At 35.2% G+C, this 20289-nt stretch carries 19 protein-coding genes and 1 pseudogene; 17 read left to right on the top strand and 3 right to left on the bottom strand.

The window, feature by feature from the left end; translation table 11 throughout:
- Window positions 1-107: 107 nt before the first annotated feature.
- Both MKX66_RS08725 and MKX66_RS08720 read left to right on the top strand, forming a co-directional pair.
- Window positions 108-290, top strand: a complete 183-nt coding sequence (locus MKX66_RS08725) for a hypothetical protein (RefSeq protein WP_012260876.1) — start codon at window positions 108-110, stop codon at window positions 288-290.
- Between the two features lie 235 nt (window positions 291-525).
- On the top strand, window positions 526-1074 hold the full coding sequence (locus tag MKX66_RS08720) for a cysteine hydrolase family protein (protein WP_341085929.1): 549 nt from the start codon (window positions 526-528) through the stop codon (window positions 1072-1074).
- Between the two features lie 36 nt (window positions 1075-1110).
- On the opposite strand, the pseudogene MKX66_RS08715 reads toward MKX66_RS08720, so the two are convergent.
- Window positions 1111-1231 (bottom strand): annotated as a pseudogene (locus MKX66_RS08715) (NUDIX hydrolase); the annotation flags it as partial.
- Between the two features lie 287 nt (window positions 1232-1518).
- On the opposite strand from MKX66_RS08715, the gene MKX66_RS08710 reads away from it, so the two are divergent.
- The 5 genes from MKX66_RS08710 (at window position 1519) to adhP (ending at window position 6913) form a co-directional block, all read left to right on the top strand.
- The gene (locus tag MKX66_RS08710) at window positions 1519-2412 is read left to right on the top strand and encodes a mechanosensitive ion channel family protein (RefSeq protein WP_341085928.1); all 894 of its coding nucleotides are present in this window, start codon (window positions 1519-1521) and stop codon (window positions 2410-2412) included.
- A 188-nt stretch (window positions 2413-2600) separates the two neighbouring features.
- Entirely contained in the window at window positions 2601-3698 is a 1098-nt protein-coding gene (locus MKX66_RS08705; RefSeq protein WP_341087634.1) for a GAF domain-containing sensor histidine kinase, read from the top strand.
- 14 nt (window positions 3699-3712) lie between these two features.
- Window positions 3713-4348, top strand: coding sequence for a response regulator (locus tag MKX66_RS08700; RefSeq protein ID WP_002031722.1), 636 nt, complete (start codon window positions 3713-3715; stop codon window positions 4346-4348).
- Between the two features lie 286 nt (window positions 4349-4634).
- Entirely contained in the window at window positions 4635-5489 is an 855-nt protein-coding gene (locus MKX66_RS08695; protein WP_002031820.1) for a MurR/RpiR family transcriptional regulator, read from the top strand.
- 386 nt (window positions 5490-5875) lie between these two features.
- Window positions 5876-6913, top strand: coding sequence for an alcohol dehydrogenase AdhP (gene adhP / locus MKX66_RS08690; protein ID WP_002031819.1), 1038 nt, complete (start codon window positions 5876-5878; stop codon window positions 6911-6913).
- A gap of 152 nt (window positions 6914-7065) precedes the next feature.
- Here the strand turns inward: adhP and MKX66_RS08685 are convergent, their stop codons facing one another.
- Complete coding sequence (locus MKX66_RS08685; protein ID WP_149190462.1) at window positions 7066-8085, bottom strand: ABC transporter permease; 1020 nt, start codon at window positions 8083-8085, stop codon at window positions 7066-7068.
- Window positions 8082-8984 (bottom strand): ABC transporter permease subunit, encoded by a 903-nt coding sequence (locus tag MKX66_RS08680; RefSeq protein ID WP_002012684.1) that lies wholly within the window; start codon window positions 8982-8984, stop codon window positions 8082-8084. Before MKX66_RS08680 ends, MKX66_RS08685 begins: the two co-directional genes overlap by 4 nt.
- Window positions 8985-9378: 394 nt before the next feature.
- Here MKX66_RS08680 and gntK point away from each other — a divergent pair, with 394 nt between their 5' ends.
- From gntK to MKX66_RS08630, 10 genes are all read left to right on the top strand, one after another.
- Window positions 9379-10917 (top strand): gluconokinase, encoded by a 1539-nt coding sequence (gntK, locus tag MKX66_RS08675; RefSeq protein ID WP_341085927.1) that lies wholly within the window; start codon window positions 9379-9381, stop codon window positions 10915-10917.
- Between the two features lie 14 nt (window positions 10918-10931).
- A complete protein-coding gene (locus tag MKX66_RS08670) occupies window positions 10932-12281 on the top strand; it encodes a GntP family permease (protein WP_002141651.1) in 1350 nt (449 codons plus the stop codon).
- Window positions 12282-12299: 18 nt separating this feature from the next.
- Window positions 12300-13196: a phosphogluconate dehydrogenase (NAD(+)-dependent, decarboxylating) gene (gnd, locus tag MKX66_RS08665; protein WP_002085837.1), complete on the top strand. Its 897-nt coding sequence runs from the start codon at window positions 12300-12302 to the stop codon at window positions 13194-13196.
- Between the two features lie 143 nt (window positions 13197-13339).
- The gene (locus MKX66_RS08660; RefSeq protein ID WP_002031805.1) at window positions 13340-13876 is read left to right on the top strand and encodes an NADPH-dependent FMN reductase; all 537 of its coding nucleotides are present in this window, start codon (window positions 13340-13342) and stop codon (window positions 13874-13876) included.
- 1 nt (window position 13877) lies between these two features.
- Complete coding sequence (locus tag MKX66_RS08655) at window positions 13878-15107, top strand: MFS transporter (protein ID WP_016102081.1); 1230 nt, start codon at window positions 13878-13880, stop codon at window positions 15105-15107.
- A 63-nt stretch (window positions 15108-15170) separates the two neighbouring features.
- Entirely contained in the window at window positions 15171-15728 is a 558-nt protein-coding gene (locus MKX66_RS08650; RefSeq protein ID WP_002165881.1) for a YdcF family protein, read from the top strand.
- Between the two features lie 102 nt (window positions 15729-15830).
- Window positions 15831-16778 carry an ABC transporter ATP-binding protein gene (locus MKX66_RS08645; protein ID WP_341085924.1) on the top strand — a complete coding sequence of 316 codons (948 nt, stop codon included), beginning with the start codon at window positions 15831-15833 and terminating at the stop codon, window positions 16776-16778.
- 3 nt (window positions 16779-16781) lie between these two features.
- Window positions 16782-18293 (top strand): ABC transporter permease/substrate-binding protein, encoded by a 1512-nt coding sequence (locus MKX66_RS08640; RefSeq protein ID WP_341085923.1) that lies wholly within the window; start codon window positions 16782-16784, stop codon window positions 18291-18293.
- Between the two features lie 213 nt (window positions 18294-18506).
- Window positions 18507-19934: a basic amino acid/polyamine antiporter gene (locus MKX66_RS08635; RefSeq protein ID WP_002189509.1), complete on the top strand. Its 1428-nt coding sequence runs from the start codon at window positions 18507-18509 to the stop codon at window positions 19932-19934.
- 76 nt (window positions 19935-20010) lie between these two features.
- The gene (locus tag MKX66_RS08630) at window positions 20011-20271 is read left to right on the top strand and encodes a hypothetical protein (protein ID WP_002085825.1); all 261 of its coding nucleotides are present in this window, start codon (window positions 20011-20013) and stop codon (window positions 20269-20271) included.
- Window positions 20272-20289 lie beyond the last annotated feature (18 nt).

The following is a 20289-nucleotide window of genomic DNA, read 5'->3' as shown; positions in this document are numbered from 1 at the left end:
AGTTTGGATTGAATTATGTCATTGAGAATAATTTGTTTCACTTTCTAGTACGAATGAATAGAAAGAACTTATTCTTTACTATCATGTAAGAGGAAGGAATTGAAAGTTTGAAACGAGTTATTCGTATTTTCTTATTTATTATAATGTTTTCGGTCATTTGGTTTACTTTACAAGAGGCGGTTGAAGTTACGCTCAATTATCACATTCATGACTTGTTAATTGGAGCTGTATGTTTTGTCATTGTGTATCGGTTTTATCAAGCCTTAACGGACAATAAGAACCCCACTTGAAAATTCGGCACATGCGAGGAAGTTAGGTGGGAGATCAACTTGCCCGTAAAAGCCCGATTGGTGAAGGATAATACCCCCTATGATTAAAGTTACGCTTTATGATAAACTCGGATTAAGGTAAGTATTGAGTTGGAAATGTAGGGATTTCATTTGAAATGTCGAATAGTACATACGATGTCGTAATAACAAATTTTCTATTGTTTACTGTGAAACAGAAGAAGGAGAGATTGTAGTTATGAAAAGAGCTCTTATAAATATTGATTATACATATGATTTTGTAGCTGAAAAAGGTGCTTTAACATGTGGGAAACCAGGTCAAGAAATTGAGAAGGAACTTGTAAGTGTAACGAAACAATTTATTGAAAAAGGTGATTACGTAGTATTTGCGATCGATAAACATGAAGACAATGATGTATATCATCCAGAAGCGAAATTGTTTCCACTTCATAATATAGCAGGTACAAATGGAAGAGACTTATTTGGTGAATTACAAGATGTATGCGAGAAATATAAAAATGCAGAGAATGTATACTATATGGACAAAACACGTTACAGTGCTTTTGCAGGAACGGATCTAGAAATGAAGCTAAGAGAAAGAGGAATAGGGGAAGTGCATCTTGTAGGTGTATGTACAGATATTTGCGTCCTTCATACAGCAGTAGATGCTTATAACAAAGGGTTTCAAATTGTGGTTTATGAAAAAGCAGTAGCATCTTTTAATGCGCAAGGGCATGAATATGCACTTGGACATTTTAAATCTTGTTTAAATGCAGAAGTGAAGTGAAAAAAAAGAGGCCTTCAAAAGGTCTCTTTTTCACATTTAAATAGAGACGACTTGCTGTTGAATTAACTTTTTAATGAACGGTCTAATCTTTTCTGGTAGCCCATTTAAATCAAAAAATTGTACAATGTAATGATTCAGCTTCGTCTGCTTTTAACGAGGTGAGTATTGCGGACTTAAAAGAAAGTCGTTTATAAAAAATTCTATTGTAATATCCCTTTAGAGGATTAAAAAGGATTATAGTAAATAGAAAAGAACATCTGAAGTTGAAAGATTGATTAAAGGGTTATATTGTTGAAGATGAACAATGAATACAAATACATAGTTAAGAAAGTACGATTTAAGATCAGGATAAAAGATGTTTCGAAAACAAGTGTTGAGATGATAAATGCGTATTTAAAATATAGTAGCTTTGTATGAAATTTTTATTAGTAAGGAAGTGGATGGATGAGTTTATTAACGTATACTGAAGAGTTTTTTAATTATGTAAGGGAGTTTTTACTTTTAAGGTTTTTACTATTTGCTTTAGTTCTTATCATTATGTCTTTTGTTATAAATCGCATTATTGATTGGTTTTTTAGGAAATCAAGCTTTTTTGATGAAGAGGTAGAGCAGACGATTCAAAGTGTAATTCGATCTATTTTTAGGTATATCATTATCATTAGTCTTATCATATATTTAATTAGTCAATTTGTAGATATAAAAAGTATTATTGCAGGTGCAGGGATAGCGGGAGTCGTCATCGGTTTTGCTGCACAACAGATGCTAAAAGATGTCATATTAGGCTTCGCAAGATTAGCGGACAAAGAGTTTCGAGTTGGCGATTTTGTAACTTTTAACGGAACAAATTCAGGAACTATTGAGGAAATTAGTATTCGTTTTATGCAAATTCGTGAATGGTCAGGGAAACTCCTTACCATACCACACGGAGAGATTAGAACGATACAGAATTTTAATAAAGGATGGATGCGAGTTATTGAACGCATCACGGTAAGTTATCAGGAAGATCCTACAAGAGTTAAAGAATTGTTAGAAGAAGTATGTGTTATTTGTAATGAAAAATTGGAGCAAAATCTTTATAGAGTAGATGATGAAGCTGTTGAGCCATTTAAATATGTTGGAGTTACAGACTTAAATCCTAACCTTAAATATGTTGGATATGAATTTTGTATTACAGGTTTGATTAAACCGGAAGATTATTTTGAAACTTCTAGACAAGTAAGATTTGAATTAATGTCTATGTTCCATAAAAATCAAGTGCAAATGCCAGCAGCGAATATGTTCGTTAACACTGAAAGTTTACAGAATATCCATGTGGGACAATCTTTATCAGACAGTTAATGAAAACTAGCTAATTTCTGTTTTGGTTTAGAATTTAGATTTGTGAATCAATAGATTTGAATGAACTGTATGGGATATCTCCGAAAAAAGAGCTGAAGAAATTCGGTTCTTTTTTGTTTGTAGTATTTCGAAATTTCTTAATGTTATAATGGTAGTTGGTGATGAGAATGAACATAGATGAAAAAGAGATGCATCGTTTAGAGGCATTAAAAGAAATTGCTGAGTTACTAAATGAAGCAACAAACTTACAGGAAATGTTAGGGAAAGTGTTACATACATTATTACAAGTTATGAATTTACAAACAGGGTGGATATTCTTTATTGATGAAAGTGGAAAGCATCGTATGCTTGTAGAGCAAAATTTACCCCCAGCTCTTACGTGGCAGGAAAAGAAGCCGATGTGTGAAGGCGATTGTTGGTGTGTAGAACGTTTTGTGAATGGAAGATTGGAAAAAGCGACAAATATTATTGAATGTAAACGAATAGAGGATGCGATTGAATGTAATTGGGGCGAGACAGAAGATGTTACACATCATGCGACAATCCCGCTAAGATCTGGATCAGAGAAATTTGGTCTATTAAATGTAGCTTCGCCCCATAAAACACATTTTTCTGAGGAGGAGTTAGCGTTATTAGAAGCGATTGCATTTCAAATTGGAACGACAATACAACGTATTCAATTAGTTGAGAAAGAACGGAAATATGTAGTTGTAGCTGAAAGAAATCGACTTGCACGTGACCTACATGATTCCGTTAAACAATTGTTATTTTCAATTATGCTAACAGCGAAAGGGACTCTAAATATGACGAAGGATAGAGACTTGCAAGAGATGTTAAGTTATATTGGAGAGTTATCACAGGAAGCATTACAAGAGATGACACTTTTAATTTGGCAATTAAGGCCTGAAGGATTAGAGAAAGGTTTAGCAGAAGCGATTCAAAATTACGGAAAACTGTTAGGGATTCAAGTGGAAGTTCGAATTGATGGAATGGTTTTAATTGAAGATGAAATAGAAGAAGTTTTATGGCGTATAAGCCAAGAGGCATTACATAATTGTAAAAAACATGCCTCATGTGAAAAAGTATGTGTTCATTTAAGGATAGAAAATAATAAGTTGCATTTTTACATAGAAGATAACGGAATAGGATTTATACAGGATCAAGTAAGAGAGTCAGCACTTGGTTTGAAAAGTATGAAAGAACGAATTGAATTAATGAGGGGAATTTTTCGAATAAAAGCAGAACCGGAAAAGGGGACAAAGATAGAAATTCAATTACCGGTTTGAGAGGGAGAACGTCAGTGAAAATTAAATTATTACTTGTAGAAGATCATCATATCGTTCGAAGGGGACTCGTATTCTTTTTGAAGACGAGAGAAGAATTTGAAATTATTGGGGAAGCAGCAAATGGTGAAGAAGCATTAACATTCGTCCAAACAGAAAGGCCAGATGTAGTATTAATGGATTTATCAATGCCGAAAATGGATGGTATTGAAGCGACAAAACGTATAAAACAATACGATGAGACAATAAAAATTCTTATGCTCAGTAGTTTTTCAGAACAAGATTACGTTTTACCAGCATTAGAAGCTGGGGCAGATGGTTATCAATTAAAAGAAGTGCAGCCAGATCAACTTGTTGCGTCAATCGTTGCGGTATATCAAGGAAACGCAAATTTTCACCCGAAAGTAACACCAGCACTATTAGGACGATCAGCAGTCAAGAAAGAAAAAGAGAATCCTTTTTCTATGTTAACAAAAAGGGAGCAAGAAGTACTTCGTGAAATTGCGAAAGGAAGAAGCAATAAGGAGATTGCAGCAGAACTTCATATTACAGAACAAACTGTGAAAACACACGTTTCTAACGTATTGGCTAAATTGGAAGTAGATGATCGTACACAAGCTGCCTTATACGCAGTAAAGCATGGGGAAAACTAGAAATAAGTATGAATAATTGTGTCATATGCTACGGAAGAATACATATGAGAAATTAAAATGTATAGAGATGCCGAATAAAGGTTTTTCTTCTTTCAATAATTAGGTACAATAAAGTGAAACTTTAATCAGTGGGGGGGCCATCCCCACTGATTATTAGTTGAACCAATCGGGTTTTTACGGGCAGTTGATCTCCCACCTAACTCCCTGGCATTCATCGAATTTTGAGGTGGGAGTCTTACTGCCCGTTAATACGGGATAAAGCTACTATGGAAGGGGAAGATACGCTATGCCTGGTACAAAAAGTGGGATTGGAAAGATTCAGGCTTCGTTAAATGGTTTATCACCGAAATTACGAAGTATTGCCGAACATATTTTGAAACATCCACAAGATGTTGTACATAAATCGATTACGGAATTAGCGGAAGTTACGAATAGTTCCGAAGCAACGATATTCCGCTTATGCAAACACTTAGGTTTTCAAGGGTTCCAAGACTTGAAAATTACATTAGCTCGTGAGATTGTACATACCCCGATGCAAAATATTCATGAGGAAGTATCGGTAGAAGATAATATTGTCACTGTTGCTAAAAAAGTTTTTCATTCACATATTACAGGACTGCAAGATACATTACATTTGTTAAACGATAACGCGTTGGAACAGGCAGTAAGTGCGCTGAATGAAGCGAAACGAATTGAGTTTTATGGAAATGGTGGTTCAGGTATTATTGCGATGGATGCTTATCATAAGTTTATGAGAACGGGTATTTCTTGTATTGCTCATACGGATTCACATTTTCAAATTATGGGAGCGGGCTTGCTGACAAAAAAAGCAGTGGTCATTGCAATTTCTCATTCGGGCAGTAATAAAGGTTTACTTGAAGCGTTAGAAGTAGCGAAAGCAAGAGGGGCCAAAATTATTGCGATTACGAGCTATCAAAAATCGGCATTAAGCCAACTTGCTCATATAACATTATATACTTCGACGCGTGAGACGGAATTTCGTACAGAAGCAAGTTCGTCACGATTAGCGCAGCTTAGTTTATTAGATACTTTGTATGTGGGATTGTCATTGCAGCGACAAGAGGAAACACTACAAAATTTACAAAGTATACGTGAAACTATTTCGATGAAGCGAATATAAAGGGCTCTTCAAATGAAGAGCTTTTTATATTGGCGAGTAGTCTGTTGATATACCCTCTAGATCTACTTGTTCTAAGTGTCTATAGAAATATGCCAATTACCTATAATAATAATAATAATCTCTCATCTTTTAGACCCTTCATTTTTTAAACCTCGATATTTTGCATATGAAATTTAACAAGTAGCTTGATACATCAAAATACGTATTGGGTAATAATTCAAATATTGTTCAATATTTAACAATAAGCTTATGAAATTCCATGTTATGATGAACCTGTAATGATGATTGAACACTTAAATTTGGTACAATAATTAGCCAAAATAGTGAGGACAGTAGTTGTGAGATAAACTCATTAAAACTCTAAAACACTAAAGGGGAGATCACATATGAAAGCAGTAGTAGTTAATAAAAACAGCAAAGCAAATATTGAAGTTATTGAAAAAGAATTACGTCCGTTACACTCGGGTGAAGCGCTAGTAGATGTAGAGTATTGTGGAGTTTGCCACACTGATTTACACGTTGCGAATCATGATTTTGGAAACACCGATGGCCGCATCCTTGGTCATGAGGGTGTAGGTATTGTTACTAAAATTGCTGATGATGTTACTTCACTAAAGATAGGTGACCGTGTAAGTATTGCATGGATGTTCCAATCTTGTGGACGTTGTGAATATTGCGTAACGGGGAGAGAAACATTCTGCCGTGAAGTAAAAAATGCTGGTTATTCAGTAGATGGTGGTATGGCTGAACAATGTATTGTTACAGCTGATTATGCGGTGAAGGTACCAGAAGGATTAGATCCTGCTCAAGCATCATCAATTACATGTGCGGGCGTAACTACATATAAAGCTATAAAAGTATCAGACATTAAACCTGGTCAACCTATCGTAATCTATGGTTGTGGTGGATTAGGTAACCTAGCTATTCAATATGCTAAAAACGTATTTGGTGCAAAGGTAATTGCAGTAGATATCAATGACGACAAATTAGCCTTAGCAAAAGAAGTTGGTGCTGATATGACTATCAATCCGATTTCTCAAGGTCCTGCTGATAAAATTGTTCAAGAGGAGTTTGATGGTGCTTATGCTGCTGTAGTAACAGCAGTTTCTAAAGTAGCATTCAACTCAGCAGTTGATGCAGTACGTGCTTGCGGTAAAGTAGTTGCGGTAGGTTTACCAGTAGAAACTATGGATTTAAACATTCCACGACTTGTATTAGACGGAATTGAAGTAGTTGGTTCTCTAGTTGGTACTCGTAAGGATCTGGAGGAGGCATTTATGTTCGGCGCAGAAGGAAAAGTAGTGCCGGTTGTTCAAACGTGTTCTCTAGATAAAGTACAAAATGTATTCGAAGAAATGGAACAAGGTAGAATTCAAGGGCGTATGGTAATCGATTTTAAACAGCATAATTGTGAGTGTAAATAATTCATTTTAAATATAAAAAGCATGAGTCTAGCAAAGGTCATTTAAAAAAGTTAGACGGCATAAAAAAGATGATCCCTTGTATTCAATAGGGATCATCTTTTTTATATTCTACTAATATCAATGCCAATTAATACTTGATTGATGAGACATGATTAAAGGTTCACTTTATCTACAAATGAAAAAGAATCTTTACTTTTAACAAATTTTTTATGATTTGGAACGGTTTGAATTGCTACAACTTGCGAATCTCTTGCTTTCAGTGCATCTTGAATCCCGATTGTCATAAGCTTAATAAACAGAATCGTAATAAAGAATGAAACGAGAGTATACAAAATAATCCACCATGAAATATTCATTTCATAACGATTTAATCCAATAAGGCCTGCCCAATCATTCGATAGAGAAACAGGTTTGAGTACTCCGTCATAGAGTTCACGCATTTGTATCCCACCAATTACAATATCAAGCAACGCTAAATGGATAACGAGTATGAGTGTTTGGACGATATGTTCCATAAATAACACAAATAAGCGATCAAGTAATAAGACTCGTAAGTGTTTTTTGATAATATGAAAACGGCTAGCACCCAGTAATTGTGAACTTAAAATGTAATCTCGTTTCATAAATTCATCAACCTCTGAGGAGATATATAAAGAAAGTGTAGGTAGAGCGACGAAAATAAGTACGAGAACTTGATAAAACGCAAATGAAATATTTGGATCTAATCTATCAGCATTTGATATGATTACAATATTAACGGGCGTGATGAGTATAAATGCGATAAATAAAGTAGGAATATAGTAAAAAACTTCTGAGCATGCCTGGAAAAATCTCTTGAATCTTGGAGCGTATAAACTCAAGAGGATTCCTATACATGTTCCGCATAAAATTCGAAAGAAGCTAATTGCCACGGCTAATAAGATAGTGAATTTTGCTCCTTCTACAATTTGTAAGAAAACAGACTCTCCAAAACGATCAGATCCAAAAGGCGGCATTAACGATGGCGAAAAGGGGGCCTTTCCAAGTAATTCGTTATTGTCATTGTAAAGTAACTGAGGAGGTTTTGGGATGTTATCTTTAAAGAACCAACTATAAATAAAACTAGCTGAAACAAGTATGAATAGATAAGTAAAGCCGATTAAAAATCGTTTTGATTTCCAAATAGATTTCATAATGCTGCTCCTTTCAATTGCTTTTTCCATCTATTCATCATGAATGAGATTATTTGAAAAATGGCATAAAACGGTAAAATAATCATAACAAGTATGATAAATGCAGCTGGAGGTGAAATAAACGCCTTCTTAAATAAAAATTGAATAATGCCTTCCATATTAAAAACAAATTCTAAAATGAATAAGTTAGAAAGTAAGAAAACAAAAATCGTTTTTAAATGATGAAAGAAGTGGATAGATATATTTTTGAATAAATGAATGCATAGTATATAACTTGATGAAAGTCCTTTTCCATATGCAACCTCTACGTAATGTTTTTCATGTTCTTCTTTTATGTATAACACCATCATCCGAAACATTTGTAATGTAGGTAAGACTGCTAAAGATAAAATAGGGAGTAAATAAGCTCGATTTTCATTAAAAGAAATAATGGTGACAGGAGATTCCCCGAATTTCTGAAGTACCCATATGAAAAATATTTGCAAACAAATCATCATCATCATATCAGGGACAGCTTCTAATATGAACACAATTCGGTTTATCCATTTTTTTATATAATCTTTTGCTAAAAAATAAAAAAATGCCATGCTAGATGATAGAAAGAGTGCAAGCAAAAAGGCTATAAATAATACAGTAAATGAATATAGGTAAGGTTCTAAAACAGTTGGAAATAATGGTGTCTTTTTGAAATGACCAAATTTCGGGTCTGATCCCATAACTACTAATGATTCAGGGGAGAAAACCTGTTTTAACATAGTAACGATCTGATTAAAAAAATGAATTGGTTGAAAAGTGAATCCCTGTTGAGTGATAAATAAATAAGGTAAATTTAGTAATAGTAAGAGTGATAAAAGAATTGATGAAAGTTTTATTGTGAATTGAGATATTTTATATAACATTAAATCCCTCCGACATCTTTTTACAACATTATACAATAAAGTTCATATTTTGTTTTGATTTTTCAGAAAAATATAAATACTATTAGATTTTATAGTATGGAACATATATTTACAAGGTAAAAAAGTGATAGTAGGCAGCCACGCCCTATGTCCATCAAACTAAGAAAACGAGAACTTATATATTATTATCTTTAGGTGGAGGGGAAAGAATGTTTGATAAATTAAAAAGGTTATTTAAAAAAGATAAAGAGAATGATTTAGAAGATGAGAGGTACATTTTGGTTTGAAAAAAATTTTCTTTTCATAACTTGATTTATGAAAAAATATTTTATATACTAATTCATGTAAACGGTTTACTAGATCGTATTTTGCTAGAAACGAAAGGAATGTTCGCATGGAAACAAGGGGGAGAGTAATCGGGATTGACATCGGTACCACAAGTACGAAAACGGTTGTATTCACTGAAAAAGGAAAAGTCGTTGCTTCACATGCAATTGATTATCCAATTATTCAACCGTACGTCGGATGGGCTGAGCAAGATCCTGATGTAATATGTGCTGCTGTATATAAAACTGTAAGCGTTGCCATTGAAAAGGGTAATGTGTCACCGGAAGATATTTCTTCTATCGGGATTAGTACAGCGATGCATGCCTTAATTGCTGTAGATGAAAACGGTGTGCCGTTAACGCGCTCTATTATTTGGGCAGATAATAGAAGCACAAAGCAATCAGAAAAACTATTACAACAAATGAATGGTCATGACATTTATAGAAGAACTGGTACACCGATTCATCCGATGTCACCACTTTCTAAATTATTGTGGATGAAAGAAGAAGAAACGGAGTTATTCAGAACTGCTCATAAATTTATTTCCATTAAAGAGTATGTCATTTATCAATTATTTTCACGCTATGTAGTTGATTATTCTATCGCATCTGCTACAGGGTTATTTAATTTAAAAACATTAAACTGGGATGAAGATGTTTTAACTATGTTAAATATGTCACCAGAACAATTATCAACACCTGTACCAACTACATATATTTTATCGGGAATGAAGCCGGAATTAGCACAAAAGATGGGTATTAGTGAGGATACTCCGGTTGTTATTGGTGCAAGTGATGGTGTTCTTGCAAATGTAGGTGTCGGTGCAATATCACCTGGCTCAGCTGCAATTACGATCGGGACAAGTGGTGCGGTTCGAACAATTTCATCGAGTGTTAATACAGATGAAAAAGGAAGAACTTTTTGTTACGCATTAACAGATGAGCACTGGGTGATCGGCGGACCAACGAATAACGGTGGAATATTACTTAGATGGTTACGTGATGAATTTGGTAGCCCAGAGCAAGAGGTAGCAAGAAAGCTTGGAATTGATCCTTATGATTTATTAATTAAGTATGCAGAAAGTGTACCAGCTGGAGCAGATGGATTACTATTTTTACCCTTTCTATCTGGAGAACGTGCACCCTACTGGAATGCAAATGCTCGAGGTACATTCTTCGGGATAAACCTTCAGCATAAACGAGAACATTTCATACGAGCAGTTATGGAAGGTGTTTGTATGAGTGTGTATTCAGTAGCACTTGCCATTCGAGATTGTACAGGGCCACTTACTGAAATACGTGTTTCAGGAGGCTTTGCGAAATCTGCATTTTGGAGACAAATGTTATCTGACATGATGGGGAAAGAATTGCTTGTTCCAGAAAGTCATGAAGCATCTGCGCTTGGGGCAGCAGCACTTGCTTTGTATGCAATTGGGAAAATTGATTCTCTTGAAGAGGTGAAGGATTGGATTGATATTGTCCATCACCATGTACCGAATAAAGAAAATACGGCTTTATATTTAGAGATGTTTTATATGTATGAACGACTTTACAATCGTTTGAAAGAAGAATTTGATTGTATAGCTGCTTTCCAACGTAAACAATAGGGGGATTGGGAGAAATGGTAGTTGGGATCGTACTAGCGGCTGTTGTTATATTACTTTTACTAATTACGGTAGTAAAATGGCATCCATTTGTCGCGTTAATTTTAACAGCAATCGGAGTTGGGCTAGCAATGGGGATGCCCTTAATTGGAACTTCACCACAACATCCGGGGATTATCGATTCTATTAAATTAGGTCTCGGTAATACGTTAGGGTTTTTAGCGATTGTTTTAGCTTTAGGAACAATGCTTGGAAAAATGATGGCTGAGTCTGGCGGTGCTGAACGAATTGCTAACACATTAATTGGACGTTTTGGGAAAAAGCGTGTTCACTGGGCAATGATGTTCGTTGCATTTATAGTAGGGATTCCGGTATTTTTCCAAGTTGGATTTGTACTATTAATTCCGTTAGTATTTACAATTGCGTTAGAAACAGGGGTATCACTTATTACAATCGGTATTCCGCTAGTAGCAGGTCTTTCGGTTGTACACGGACTTGTTCCACCGCATCCAGCAGCTATGGCAGCGGTAGGTATATTTAAAGCAGATGTAGGGAAGACAATTTTGTATGCATTAATTGTCGGACTTCCAACTGCAATAATTGCAGGTCCGCTTTACGGGAAATGGATTGGTGCTCGTATACATAAAGAAGTACCGTTAGATATAGCGGAGCAATTTATTGAAAGAGATAAGAAGAAGGAACTTCCTAGCTTCGGAAATACATTGTTTACTATTTTACTTCCAGTATTTCTTATGCTAGGTGCATCGATAGCGGAAGTAGCATTAAATAAAACAAGCCAACTTGCACAAGTATTGCATTTTATTGGAGATCCAATAGTAGCATTATTAATTGCAACGATATATTCTTTCTTTAGTCTTGGCTATGCAAAAGGGTTTTCTAAAGACAAAGTCTTACAAGTTACAAATGATTGTTTAGGCCCAATTGCAAACATACTGTTAGTTATCGGTGCAGGTGGTGCATTTAATAAAGTGTTATTAGATTCTGGGATCGGAACTACAATTGCGGAGATGGCGAAAGAATCACATATTTCACCGATATTATTAGGTTGGGGAATTGCTGCACTTATCCGAGTTGCAACGGGATCGGCCACTGTTTCTATGATGACAGCAGCTGGAATTGTAGCACCGATTGCAGCAAGTACACCAGGAGTAAATGTAGAGTTACTGGCACTTGCAACAGGAGCAGGGTCATTAATATTATCGCATGTAAATGATTCTGGATTTTGGATGATTAAAGAGTATTTCGGAATGACTGTGAAAGAAACATTATTAACATGGACCGCAATGGAGACAATATTATCTGTTGTAGCACTTGGATTAATTTCGTTATTAAATATATTTGTATAGAATGGGAGATTGATTAATATGAAACTAGGTTTAATTGGATTAGGAAAAATGGGATTCCCATTAGCTGAACACTTACATGAAGACAAGCATGAAGTAGTTGTATACGATGTAAATAATGAGCTTGTTGAAAAGGCAGGGGAATTAGGGATTACTGCTCGTCATACATTAAAAGAAATGATCTCTGAATTAGAAGCACCTCGTACAATTTGGGTAATGGTACCTGCAGGAGAAGTTGTTGAGTCAGTACTAAAAGATGTATATCCATTATTAGAGGAAGGCGATATCGTTATTGAAGGTGGAAATTCATTCTATAAGGATACGTTACGCCGTGCTGAAGAAGCGAAAAGCTTTGGCTTACATTATGTAGATATCGGTACATCAGGCGGTGTAGAAGGAGCTAGATACGGCGCTTGCTTAATGGTTGGTGGAGAAAAAGAAATTTATGATCAACTAGAACCTTTATTTAAAGATTTAGCAGTAGAAAATGGTTATTCATATGCAGGCCGCGTTGGTAGTGGGCATTTCTTAAAAATGGTTCACAACGGTATTGAATACGGAATGATGCAAGCAATCGCTGAAGGATTTGAAGTACTAGATAAAAGTGATTTTGATTTCAATTATGAAGATGTTGCAAAAGTATGGGCAAACGGATCGGTTATCCGTGGTTGGTTAATGGACTTAACTGAAAAAGCATTTGCAGAAGATCCGAAACTTGATGGCATTAAAGGTGTTATGAACTCTTCAGGAGAAGGGAAATGGACTGTTGAAACAGCGCTTGAATTACAAGCAGCGGCACCAGTTATCGCTATGTCATTATTTATGCGCTACCGTTCACAAGAAGATGATACATTCCATGGGAAAGTTGTCTCAGCTCTTCGTAATCAATTCGGTGGACATGAGGTTGTGAAAAATTAGTTTTGTGAAACTCATACGAAAGTATGAGTTTTTTTTATTTCTCATACTATTTAATGAAAGTTTTTCCCTCTTTTTACTGTGTTTTGTATAGAAATTTCTGATAATATATAAATATAACTTGAAAACAAAGGGGAGAAATAATTATGAAACTAGTCGTTATTAACGGTACACCAAGAAAATTCGGTAGAACTCGCGTTGTGGCAAAATATATTGCAGAGCAATTTGAAGGGGAGTTATACGATTTAGCAGTAGCGGAATTGCCTTTATATAATGGAGAAGAATCACAACGTGAATTAGAGGCAGTAAAAAAATTAAAAGCTTTAGTGAAAGCTGCGGATGGAGTAGTACTATGTACACCAGAATATCATAATGCGATGAGCGGAGCGTTGAAAAATTCGTTAGATTACTTAAGTAGCAGTGAATTCATCCATAAGCCTGTCGCATTACTAGCAGTTGCTGGAGGAGGTAAAGGGGGAATAAACGCATTAAATAGTATGCGGACTGTCGCTAGAGGCGTTTACGCAAATGCAATTCCAAAACAAGTCGTGCTTGATGGATTACATGTGCAAGATAGTGAACTTGGAGAAGATGCAAAACCATTAATTCATGATTTAGTTAAAGAATTAAAAGCATATATGAGTGTATATAAAGAGGTGAAAAAACAATTAGGAGTTGAGTGATATGTCCTCTCTTTATCATGATTCTCGCTTGTATTACATTCTAGGAGCCAATAGTTTATCAGCTATTGGTTCCGGGATTGTTATGATAACGATTCCGTGGTTGTTAATTAAGGAAAGTGGAGGAGAGACAACATTTGGTTATGTTTCTATCGTTGCAACTCTCATCATGTTTTTACTAACACCATTCATTGGGCAAAGCATAGATCGTTTTTCAAGAAAATCTTTATTGTTATGTAACGAAGGTATCGGGATAGCCATTATAGGAATGATGGCCATTTGGGGATTTGCTGGGCAATCATACAATTCTATTCATTACATTATTATTTATATAGCAGGTTCTTTCTATTATCTATTATTCTATCCCACAATATTTGCATTTAACCAAGAAATATTTCAATCAGAGCATTATAAAAGTTTAAGTGGCACAATGGAAATACAAGGACAATTAACGCAAGTTATTTCAGGCGCAGCTGCTAGCTTTTTAATTGAGATTATTTCTTTGAAATGGATCTTGTTAGTGGATATGTTAACTTTTGCAGGAGCATTTTTTCTTTTCTTATGTATACCGTATGTAAAGAAAAAAGAAGTAAAACGGAAAGCAACATTTAAGAAGCAATTGTTCGAAGGAATTCACTTTATGAAAAAGCGCCCTAAGTTATTTTGGTTTTTACTAGCGACTTATATGCCGTTTATCGGTGTCATGATGGCAAATTATTTAATCCCAGTATATATTTCAGATATACTCAAAGCTAGTGCCTCTGTATACGCAATTGAAGGTATGATGTACGGTGTCGGAGCGGTTCTTGCAGGAATAAGTATTCCAATCATGATGAAATATGTCAAAATAGAAATTTCAATCGTTATGACGATGGTTATTTATGTAATTTCAATTACCGCAATGATTATTGAGCCTTCCATTATGTTATTATATGGACTAGCGATTTTCCATGCGATTGGAAATGCTGGAACACGAGTGGCGAGAAATGTATTGATGATGGAAGAAATCCCAAACGAAGTAATGGGACGTGTGGACAGCTTATTTCGATTAATTGGCACAGGAATTCGAATTGTATTATTAATGTTGTTTACGGCAGGCGTATCTAAAGCAGGGGTAATGATCCCGTTTTACGTACTGAGCTGTATATTGATCCTATCATTAGGGATTGCTTTTTATTATGTAATTTCAAAACGTAAAACGGAAGCGAATGTGTCTAATAAATCAATTGTTTAAAAAATACTTCTGCCTCCTTTTCTTTTTCTATATAATAAAAAGAAAGGGAGTGTTAACTTATTTATGAACAAATGGATATTGCTTATAATCTTATTACTACCTCCGCTATACATCATTTATATGACGTTTCGAATGAATAAAGTTGCTCGTGAAACATTGAGTAATCACTCTCCATACGTTCTTATATTAGGTGCAAAGTTATTTGGAGATAGACCGTCTTTATCTCTTCAAAATCGTTTGGATATAGCGTTGGAATATTTACATGCTCACCCTGAGGTGAAAGTAATTGTTTCAGGTGGTCAAGGGGAAGATGAAGATATACCGGAAGCTCACAGTATGAGAAACTATTTAATGGTACATGGTATAGATGAGAATCGTATTTTAATTGAAGACTGCTCTACAAATACGTATGAAAATTTAAAGTTTAGTATGGATTTATATGATGTAAAGCATGCGGTAGTTGTAAGTAATACGTATCATTTATATCGAACGAAAATAATTGCAAAGCGTTTAGGGATAAAGATGGAAGCTTTGGCTGCTGAAACACCGAGACGCTCTAAGAAAAAAGCGTATGTGCGTGAATATGCTGCAATTATGAAAACAATATTGTTCGACCGTTAGAGCTCAAATGAGAGCTCTTTTTTTGTATAATAAAGCGTATCATTTGAAATGAATGCTATATTCCATCAAAATAAAGGAAACAACATGAAAGGAGTTGTGTCTGTGATTCAATTTAATCATGTGTCAAAAGCGTATGAAGATGGCACAAAAGCAGTGGATTCATTACATTTAGAAATTAAAAAAGGAGAATTTTTTGTTCTCATTGGTCCGAGTGGTTGCGGGAAAACAACGACAATGAAGATGATTAACCGTTTAATTGAAACGACGGAAGGATCAATTTTAATCGATGGAAAAGATATTCAACAATATAACATAAACGAACTACGTTGGAATATAGGGTACGTGTTGCAGCAGATCGCGCTGTTTCCACATATGACAATTGCTGAAAATATTGCAGTTGTCCCTGAAATGAGAAAATGGACCAAAAAGGAAATAAAAGCACGTGTCGATGACTTGCTACAGATGGTTGGGCTCGATCCAGATGTATATCGTGATCGCATGCCAGATGAATTGTCAGGAGGGCAGAAACAACGTGTTGGTGTCGTACGGGCATTAGCCGCAAACCCGAAAATTGTACTTATGGACGAGCCATTTAGTGCGTTAGATCCGTTAAGTAGGGAGCAGCTTCAGAAGGATATCGTACAATTGCAAAAAAAGATTCAAAAAACAATCGTGTTCGTAACGCACGATATGCAAGAGGCTTTATCACTTGGTGATCGTATTTGTGTAATGAAAGAAGGAAAAGTTGTTCAATTAGATACACCAGAAGGAATTATACATAACCCGAAAAATGAGTTTGTAGAGGAGTTCATTGGAAATCGTGGACGACCTTGGTATGAGGGGAAGAGTATAGAAGAGGTATTGCCGCTAGACGAGGGTATACAAGTTGAAGGGAATGCTTTATCTTTACATTCGTCATTACAAGAAGCACTAGTCCGCTTACAAACTGAAGAGTCAGTGCCGGTTGAAGAGCATGGTCAATATGTTGGAGCGTTAACAAGTCGTCATATTGTCAATTACATTGTTGAACAAATGAAGGAAAGAGGCTAAACAGTGACTGATTTTATTCAAACGTTCCAAGAACGAAAAGTAGAATTGCTAAGTGCATTAAGTGAGCATTTACAAATATCGCTTATTTCACTATTTTTTGCAGTAATTATTGCAGTGCCACTCGGCATTATATTAACGAGAAAAGAACGAATGGCTGAATTTATTATAGGGACTTCTGCTGTTATGCAGACAGTGCCCTCACTTGCTTTACTTGGACTATTAATTCCGTTAGTAGGAATTGGAAAACTGCCAGCTATAATCGCATTAGTTGTGTATGCACTATTACCTATTTTACGAAATACATATACAGGAATACGGGAATTAGATGAATCACTTATAGAAGCGGCGAGAGCTATGGGGATGAATAGCTGGAAAAGATTATGGAAGGTAGAGCTTCCACTCGCATTGCCAATTATTATGGCTGGTATTCGTACAGCGATGGTATTAATTGTTGGAACGGCTACATTAGCTGCTTTAATAGGCGCTGGTGGGCTCGGTAAGCTCATATTATTAGGCATAGATCGAAATGACCATGCGCTTATCATTTTAGGGGCCGTACCAGCTGCGTTACTCGCTTTATTCTTTGATATAGTACTTCGCATACTTGAGAGCCCGAAACGCTCTTCTAAGCGCGTTATATTGACGATATGTATAGTTGTAGTAATGATAGCTGCTCCATTTCTTTGGAATACCGAAAAGAAAGACATAGTTATTGCTGGTAAACTTGGATCTGAACCAGAAATATTAATTCAAATGTACAAGCAACTTATTGAACAGGATACAGATTTACAAGTGGAATTAAAGCCAGGCCTTGGAAAAACAGCATTTGTATTCGAAGCGTTAAAATCAGGTGAAGTAGATATATACCCAGAATTTTCAGGTACAGCTTTATCTACTTTCGTGAAAGAAGAACCGAAAAGTACAAATCGTGATGAAGTATATGAACAAGCTCGTATTGGAATGGAAAAGAAATATAATATGGTTATGTTAAAGCCAATGGAGTATAACAATACATACGCACTAGCCATGCCGAAAAAAATAGCAGATCAAAATAACATAAATACAATTTCTGATTTAGGAAAAATTGCACAGGAAGCTAAAGTAGGAGTTACATTAGAATTTGCTGATCGTGAAGATGGTTATAAAGGAATGCAAAAATTATATAACTATAAGTTTTCAAATGTTAAAACGATGGAACCGAAACTGCGCTATAGTGCAATACAATCGGGAGATGTTAACGTAATCGATGCATATTCAACAGATAGTGAATTGGAGCAATATGGGCTTAAAGTGCTAAAAGATGATAAAGGACTATTCCCGCCTTATCAAGGAGCACCATTATTAAGAAAAGAGACGTTACAGAAATATCCTGAACTCGAAAAAGTATTAAATAAATTATCTGGAAAGATTACAGATGAAGAAATGAGAAAAATGAATTATGAAGTAAATGTGAATGGGAAAAGTAGCGAAGAAGTCGCAAAACAATTTTTACAAAAAGAGAAGTTACTTCGTTAATTTTACAATAAATATACAATTTTATATGTATGAAATGACCGTTCATTACAAAATGAACGGTTTTTTTGTGCATACTTATACATTTTTTCAAAAAAGTATTCCATTTTTCTTCATTTTCTTTTAGAATAAGTAATGTTTTCCTGAAAAAATATAAGAGAAACGTCTATTAGAGAAAAAGGTGACTTTAATAGTTGAACGAACATAACACCTAGAATGACAGATGGGGTGGTACAAATAGAAAAGAAGTTAGGGTTTTTTCCGTTAATCGCATTAGTAGTTGGAACGATGGTTGGTGGCGGTGTTTTTAGTTTACCGCATGATTTAGCAGTAGGAGCAAATAGTGGTGCAACGATAATTGGTTGGTGTATTACAGCAATGGGAATGATTCCACTTGCGCTCGTATATCAAACGTTAGCAAGACAAAAACCGGAGCTTGAGGGCGGAATCTATAGTTATGCACGAGCTGGATTCGGTGAATATATTGGTTTTAACAGTGCTTGGGGATACTGGCTAGCAGGGATTTTAGGAAATGTTGCAACAATTATGTTACTGTTTAGTACATTAGGTTACTTCTTCCCAATTTTTAAAGGCGGAAATAATGTTGCGTCAATCGTAGGTGCATCACTTTTATTATGGACATTGCATTTTCTAATTTTATTTGGAATTCGTGAAGCCTCCATTATGAATGTTATCGCAACGATTGGGAAATTAGTTCCGATCTTATTATTTATTGTCGTGATGGTAACAGCGTTTCGCTGGGATACATTTACACATGACTTTTGGGGCGAAGGAACTATCTCAGTTTCCTCTGTACTAGGTCAAGTGAAAAATACAATGCTCGTAACCCTTTGGGTGTTCATTGGGGTTGAAGGAGCAGTTGTATTATCAGGAAGAGCTAAAAATAGTAGAGACGTTGGAAAAGCGACAGTACTTGGACTTATTTTAGTAATGTCTATTTATATTTTAATTTCTGTTCTGTCAATGGGAGCCATGACAAGAAAAGAACTTTCAGTATTAGAGACTCCTTCAATGGGACATGTATTAGAACATGTTGTTGGGCCATGGGGTGCAATGGCAATTAATATTGGATTAGTTGCGTCACTTGTAGGTACATTAATTGGCTGGTTTTTACTTGTTTCTGAAATTTCTCACGTAGCAGGAAAAGACGGCGTGTTTCCGAAAGTCTTTACGAAAACAAATAAGAAACAAACGCCGCATATGGCATTGTGGATTTCAAATATCGTTGCCCAAACTATATTTATAATCGTTTTGTTTTCACAATCGACATATCAAATTATGTATTTTATTGCGTCAACATCTATATTACTGCCGTACTTATTATCAGCGCTATTTCAATTGAAATTAGTCATCACGAAAGAGCTGAAAGTTGCGAGAGTAAAAAATGGATTGTTAGCATTAATTGCTTCCCTATACTCTGTATGGTTAATTTATGCAGCTGGTTTAAAGAATTTATTGCTTGTTTCAATCGTATATGGTATTGGGATTCTCGTGTATATGTTTGCAAGAAAAGAAAAAGGGAATCGTTGTTTTGCAGGCAAAGAGCGATATGTGATGTTGGCAATTGTTATTGCAGCTATTACATCACTTTATATGTTACTGACAGGAACTATAAAAATGTAAAAGTCCTTTTAATTTAAAGGGCTTTTTTCCTTGTCTAGAGAATATTTAATACATAAGATATTCAGGAGGGATGAAAATGGAAGAAAAAGAACAGTTGTCTAGAATTATGGATTTAGCTAGTGATTTAAGGAAAGTATTAGTACAAGAATCTTTTTTTAATCATCATCCTGAACTTCGAGGCGTGATTGAAAATTTAGCGAGTTCTGTAGAGAATTTGGCGAGTTTGCAGCAAAATAAAGATGAAAATGCCGAAGATCGATTACGGTACGTACTTGCTAAAATGAAAATCGCTCATAATGCCATTTTACAAGAAAAAAAAGCATTTCCTTCTCATTAATATACGTTTTAATTTTGA

Source organism: Bacillus sp. FSL R9-9530 (assembly GCF_038008145.1).
GTDB lineage: Bacteria > Bacillota > Bacilli > Bacillales > Bacillaceae_G > Bacillus_A > Bacillus_A mycoides.
Note: the sequence above shows the minus strand (reverse complement) of the source record. Positions and strands in the feature narration are given on the sequence as shown.

Excerpts from the sequence above, each read along its gene's own strand:
- MKX66_RS08685 (WP_149190462.1), bottom strand. The coding sequence starts at position 8,085 with ATGAAATCTATTTGGAAATCAAAACGATTTTTAATCGGCTTTACTTAT.
- MKX66_RS08635 (WP_002189509.1), top strand. The coding sequence starts at position 18,507 with ATGACAGATGGGGTGGTACAAATAGAAAAGAAGTTAGGGTTTTTTCCG.
- gnd (WP_002085837.1), top strand. The coding sequence starts at position 12,300 with ATGAAACTAGGTTTAATTGGATTAGGAAAAATGGGATTCCCATTAGCT.
- adhP (WP_002031819.1), top strand. The coding sequence starts at position 5,876 with ATGAAAGCAGTAGTAGTTAATAAAAACAGCAAAGCAAATATTGAAGTT.
- MKX66_RS08655 (WP_016102081.1), top strand. The coding sequence starts at position 13,878 with ATGTCCTCTCTTTATCATGATTCTCGCTTGTATTACATTCTAGGAGCC.
- MKX66_RS08705 (WP_341087634.1), top strand. The coding sequence starts at position 2,601 with ATGCATCGTTTAGAGGCATTAAAAGAAATTGCTGAGTTACTAAATGAA.
- MKX66_RS08630 (WP_002085825.1), top strand. The coding sequence starts at position 20,011 with ATGGAAGAAAAAGAACAGTTGTCTAGAATTATGGATTTAGCTAGTGAT.
- MKX66_RS08650 (WP_002165881.1), top strand. The coding sequence starts at position 15,171 with ATGAACAAATGGATATTGCTTATAATCTTATTACTACCTCCGCTATAC.
- MKX66_RS08695 (WP_002031820.1), top strand. The coding sequence starts at position 4,635 with ATGCCTGGTACAAAAAGTGGGATTGGAAAGATTCAGGCTTCGTTAAAT.
- MKX66_RS08670 (WP_002141651.1), top strand. The coding sequence starts at position 10,932 with ATGGTAGTTGGGATCGTACTAGCGGCTGTTGTTATATTACTTTTACTA.
- gntK (WP_341085927.1), top strand. The coding sequence starts at position 9,379 with ATGGAAACAAGGGGGAGAGTAATCGGGATTGACATCGGTACCACAAGT.
- MKX66_RS08710 (WP_341085928.1), top strand. The coding sequence starts at position 1,519 with ATGAGTTTATTAACGTATACTGAAGAGTTTTTTAATTATGTAAGGGAG.
- MKX66_RS08660 (WP_002031805.1), top strand. The coding sequence starts at position 13,340 with ATGAAACTAGTCGTTATTAACGGTACACCAAGAAAATTCGGTAGAACT.
- MKX66_RS08680 (WP_002012684.1), bottom strand. The coding sequence starts at position 8,984 with ATGTTATATAAAATATCTCAATTCACAATAAAACTTTCATCAATTCTT.
- MKX66_RS08720 (WP_341085929.1), top strand. The coding sequence starts at position 526 with ATGAAAAGAGCTCTTATAAATATTGATTATACATATGATTTTGTAGCT.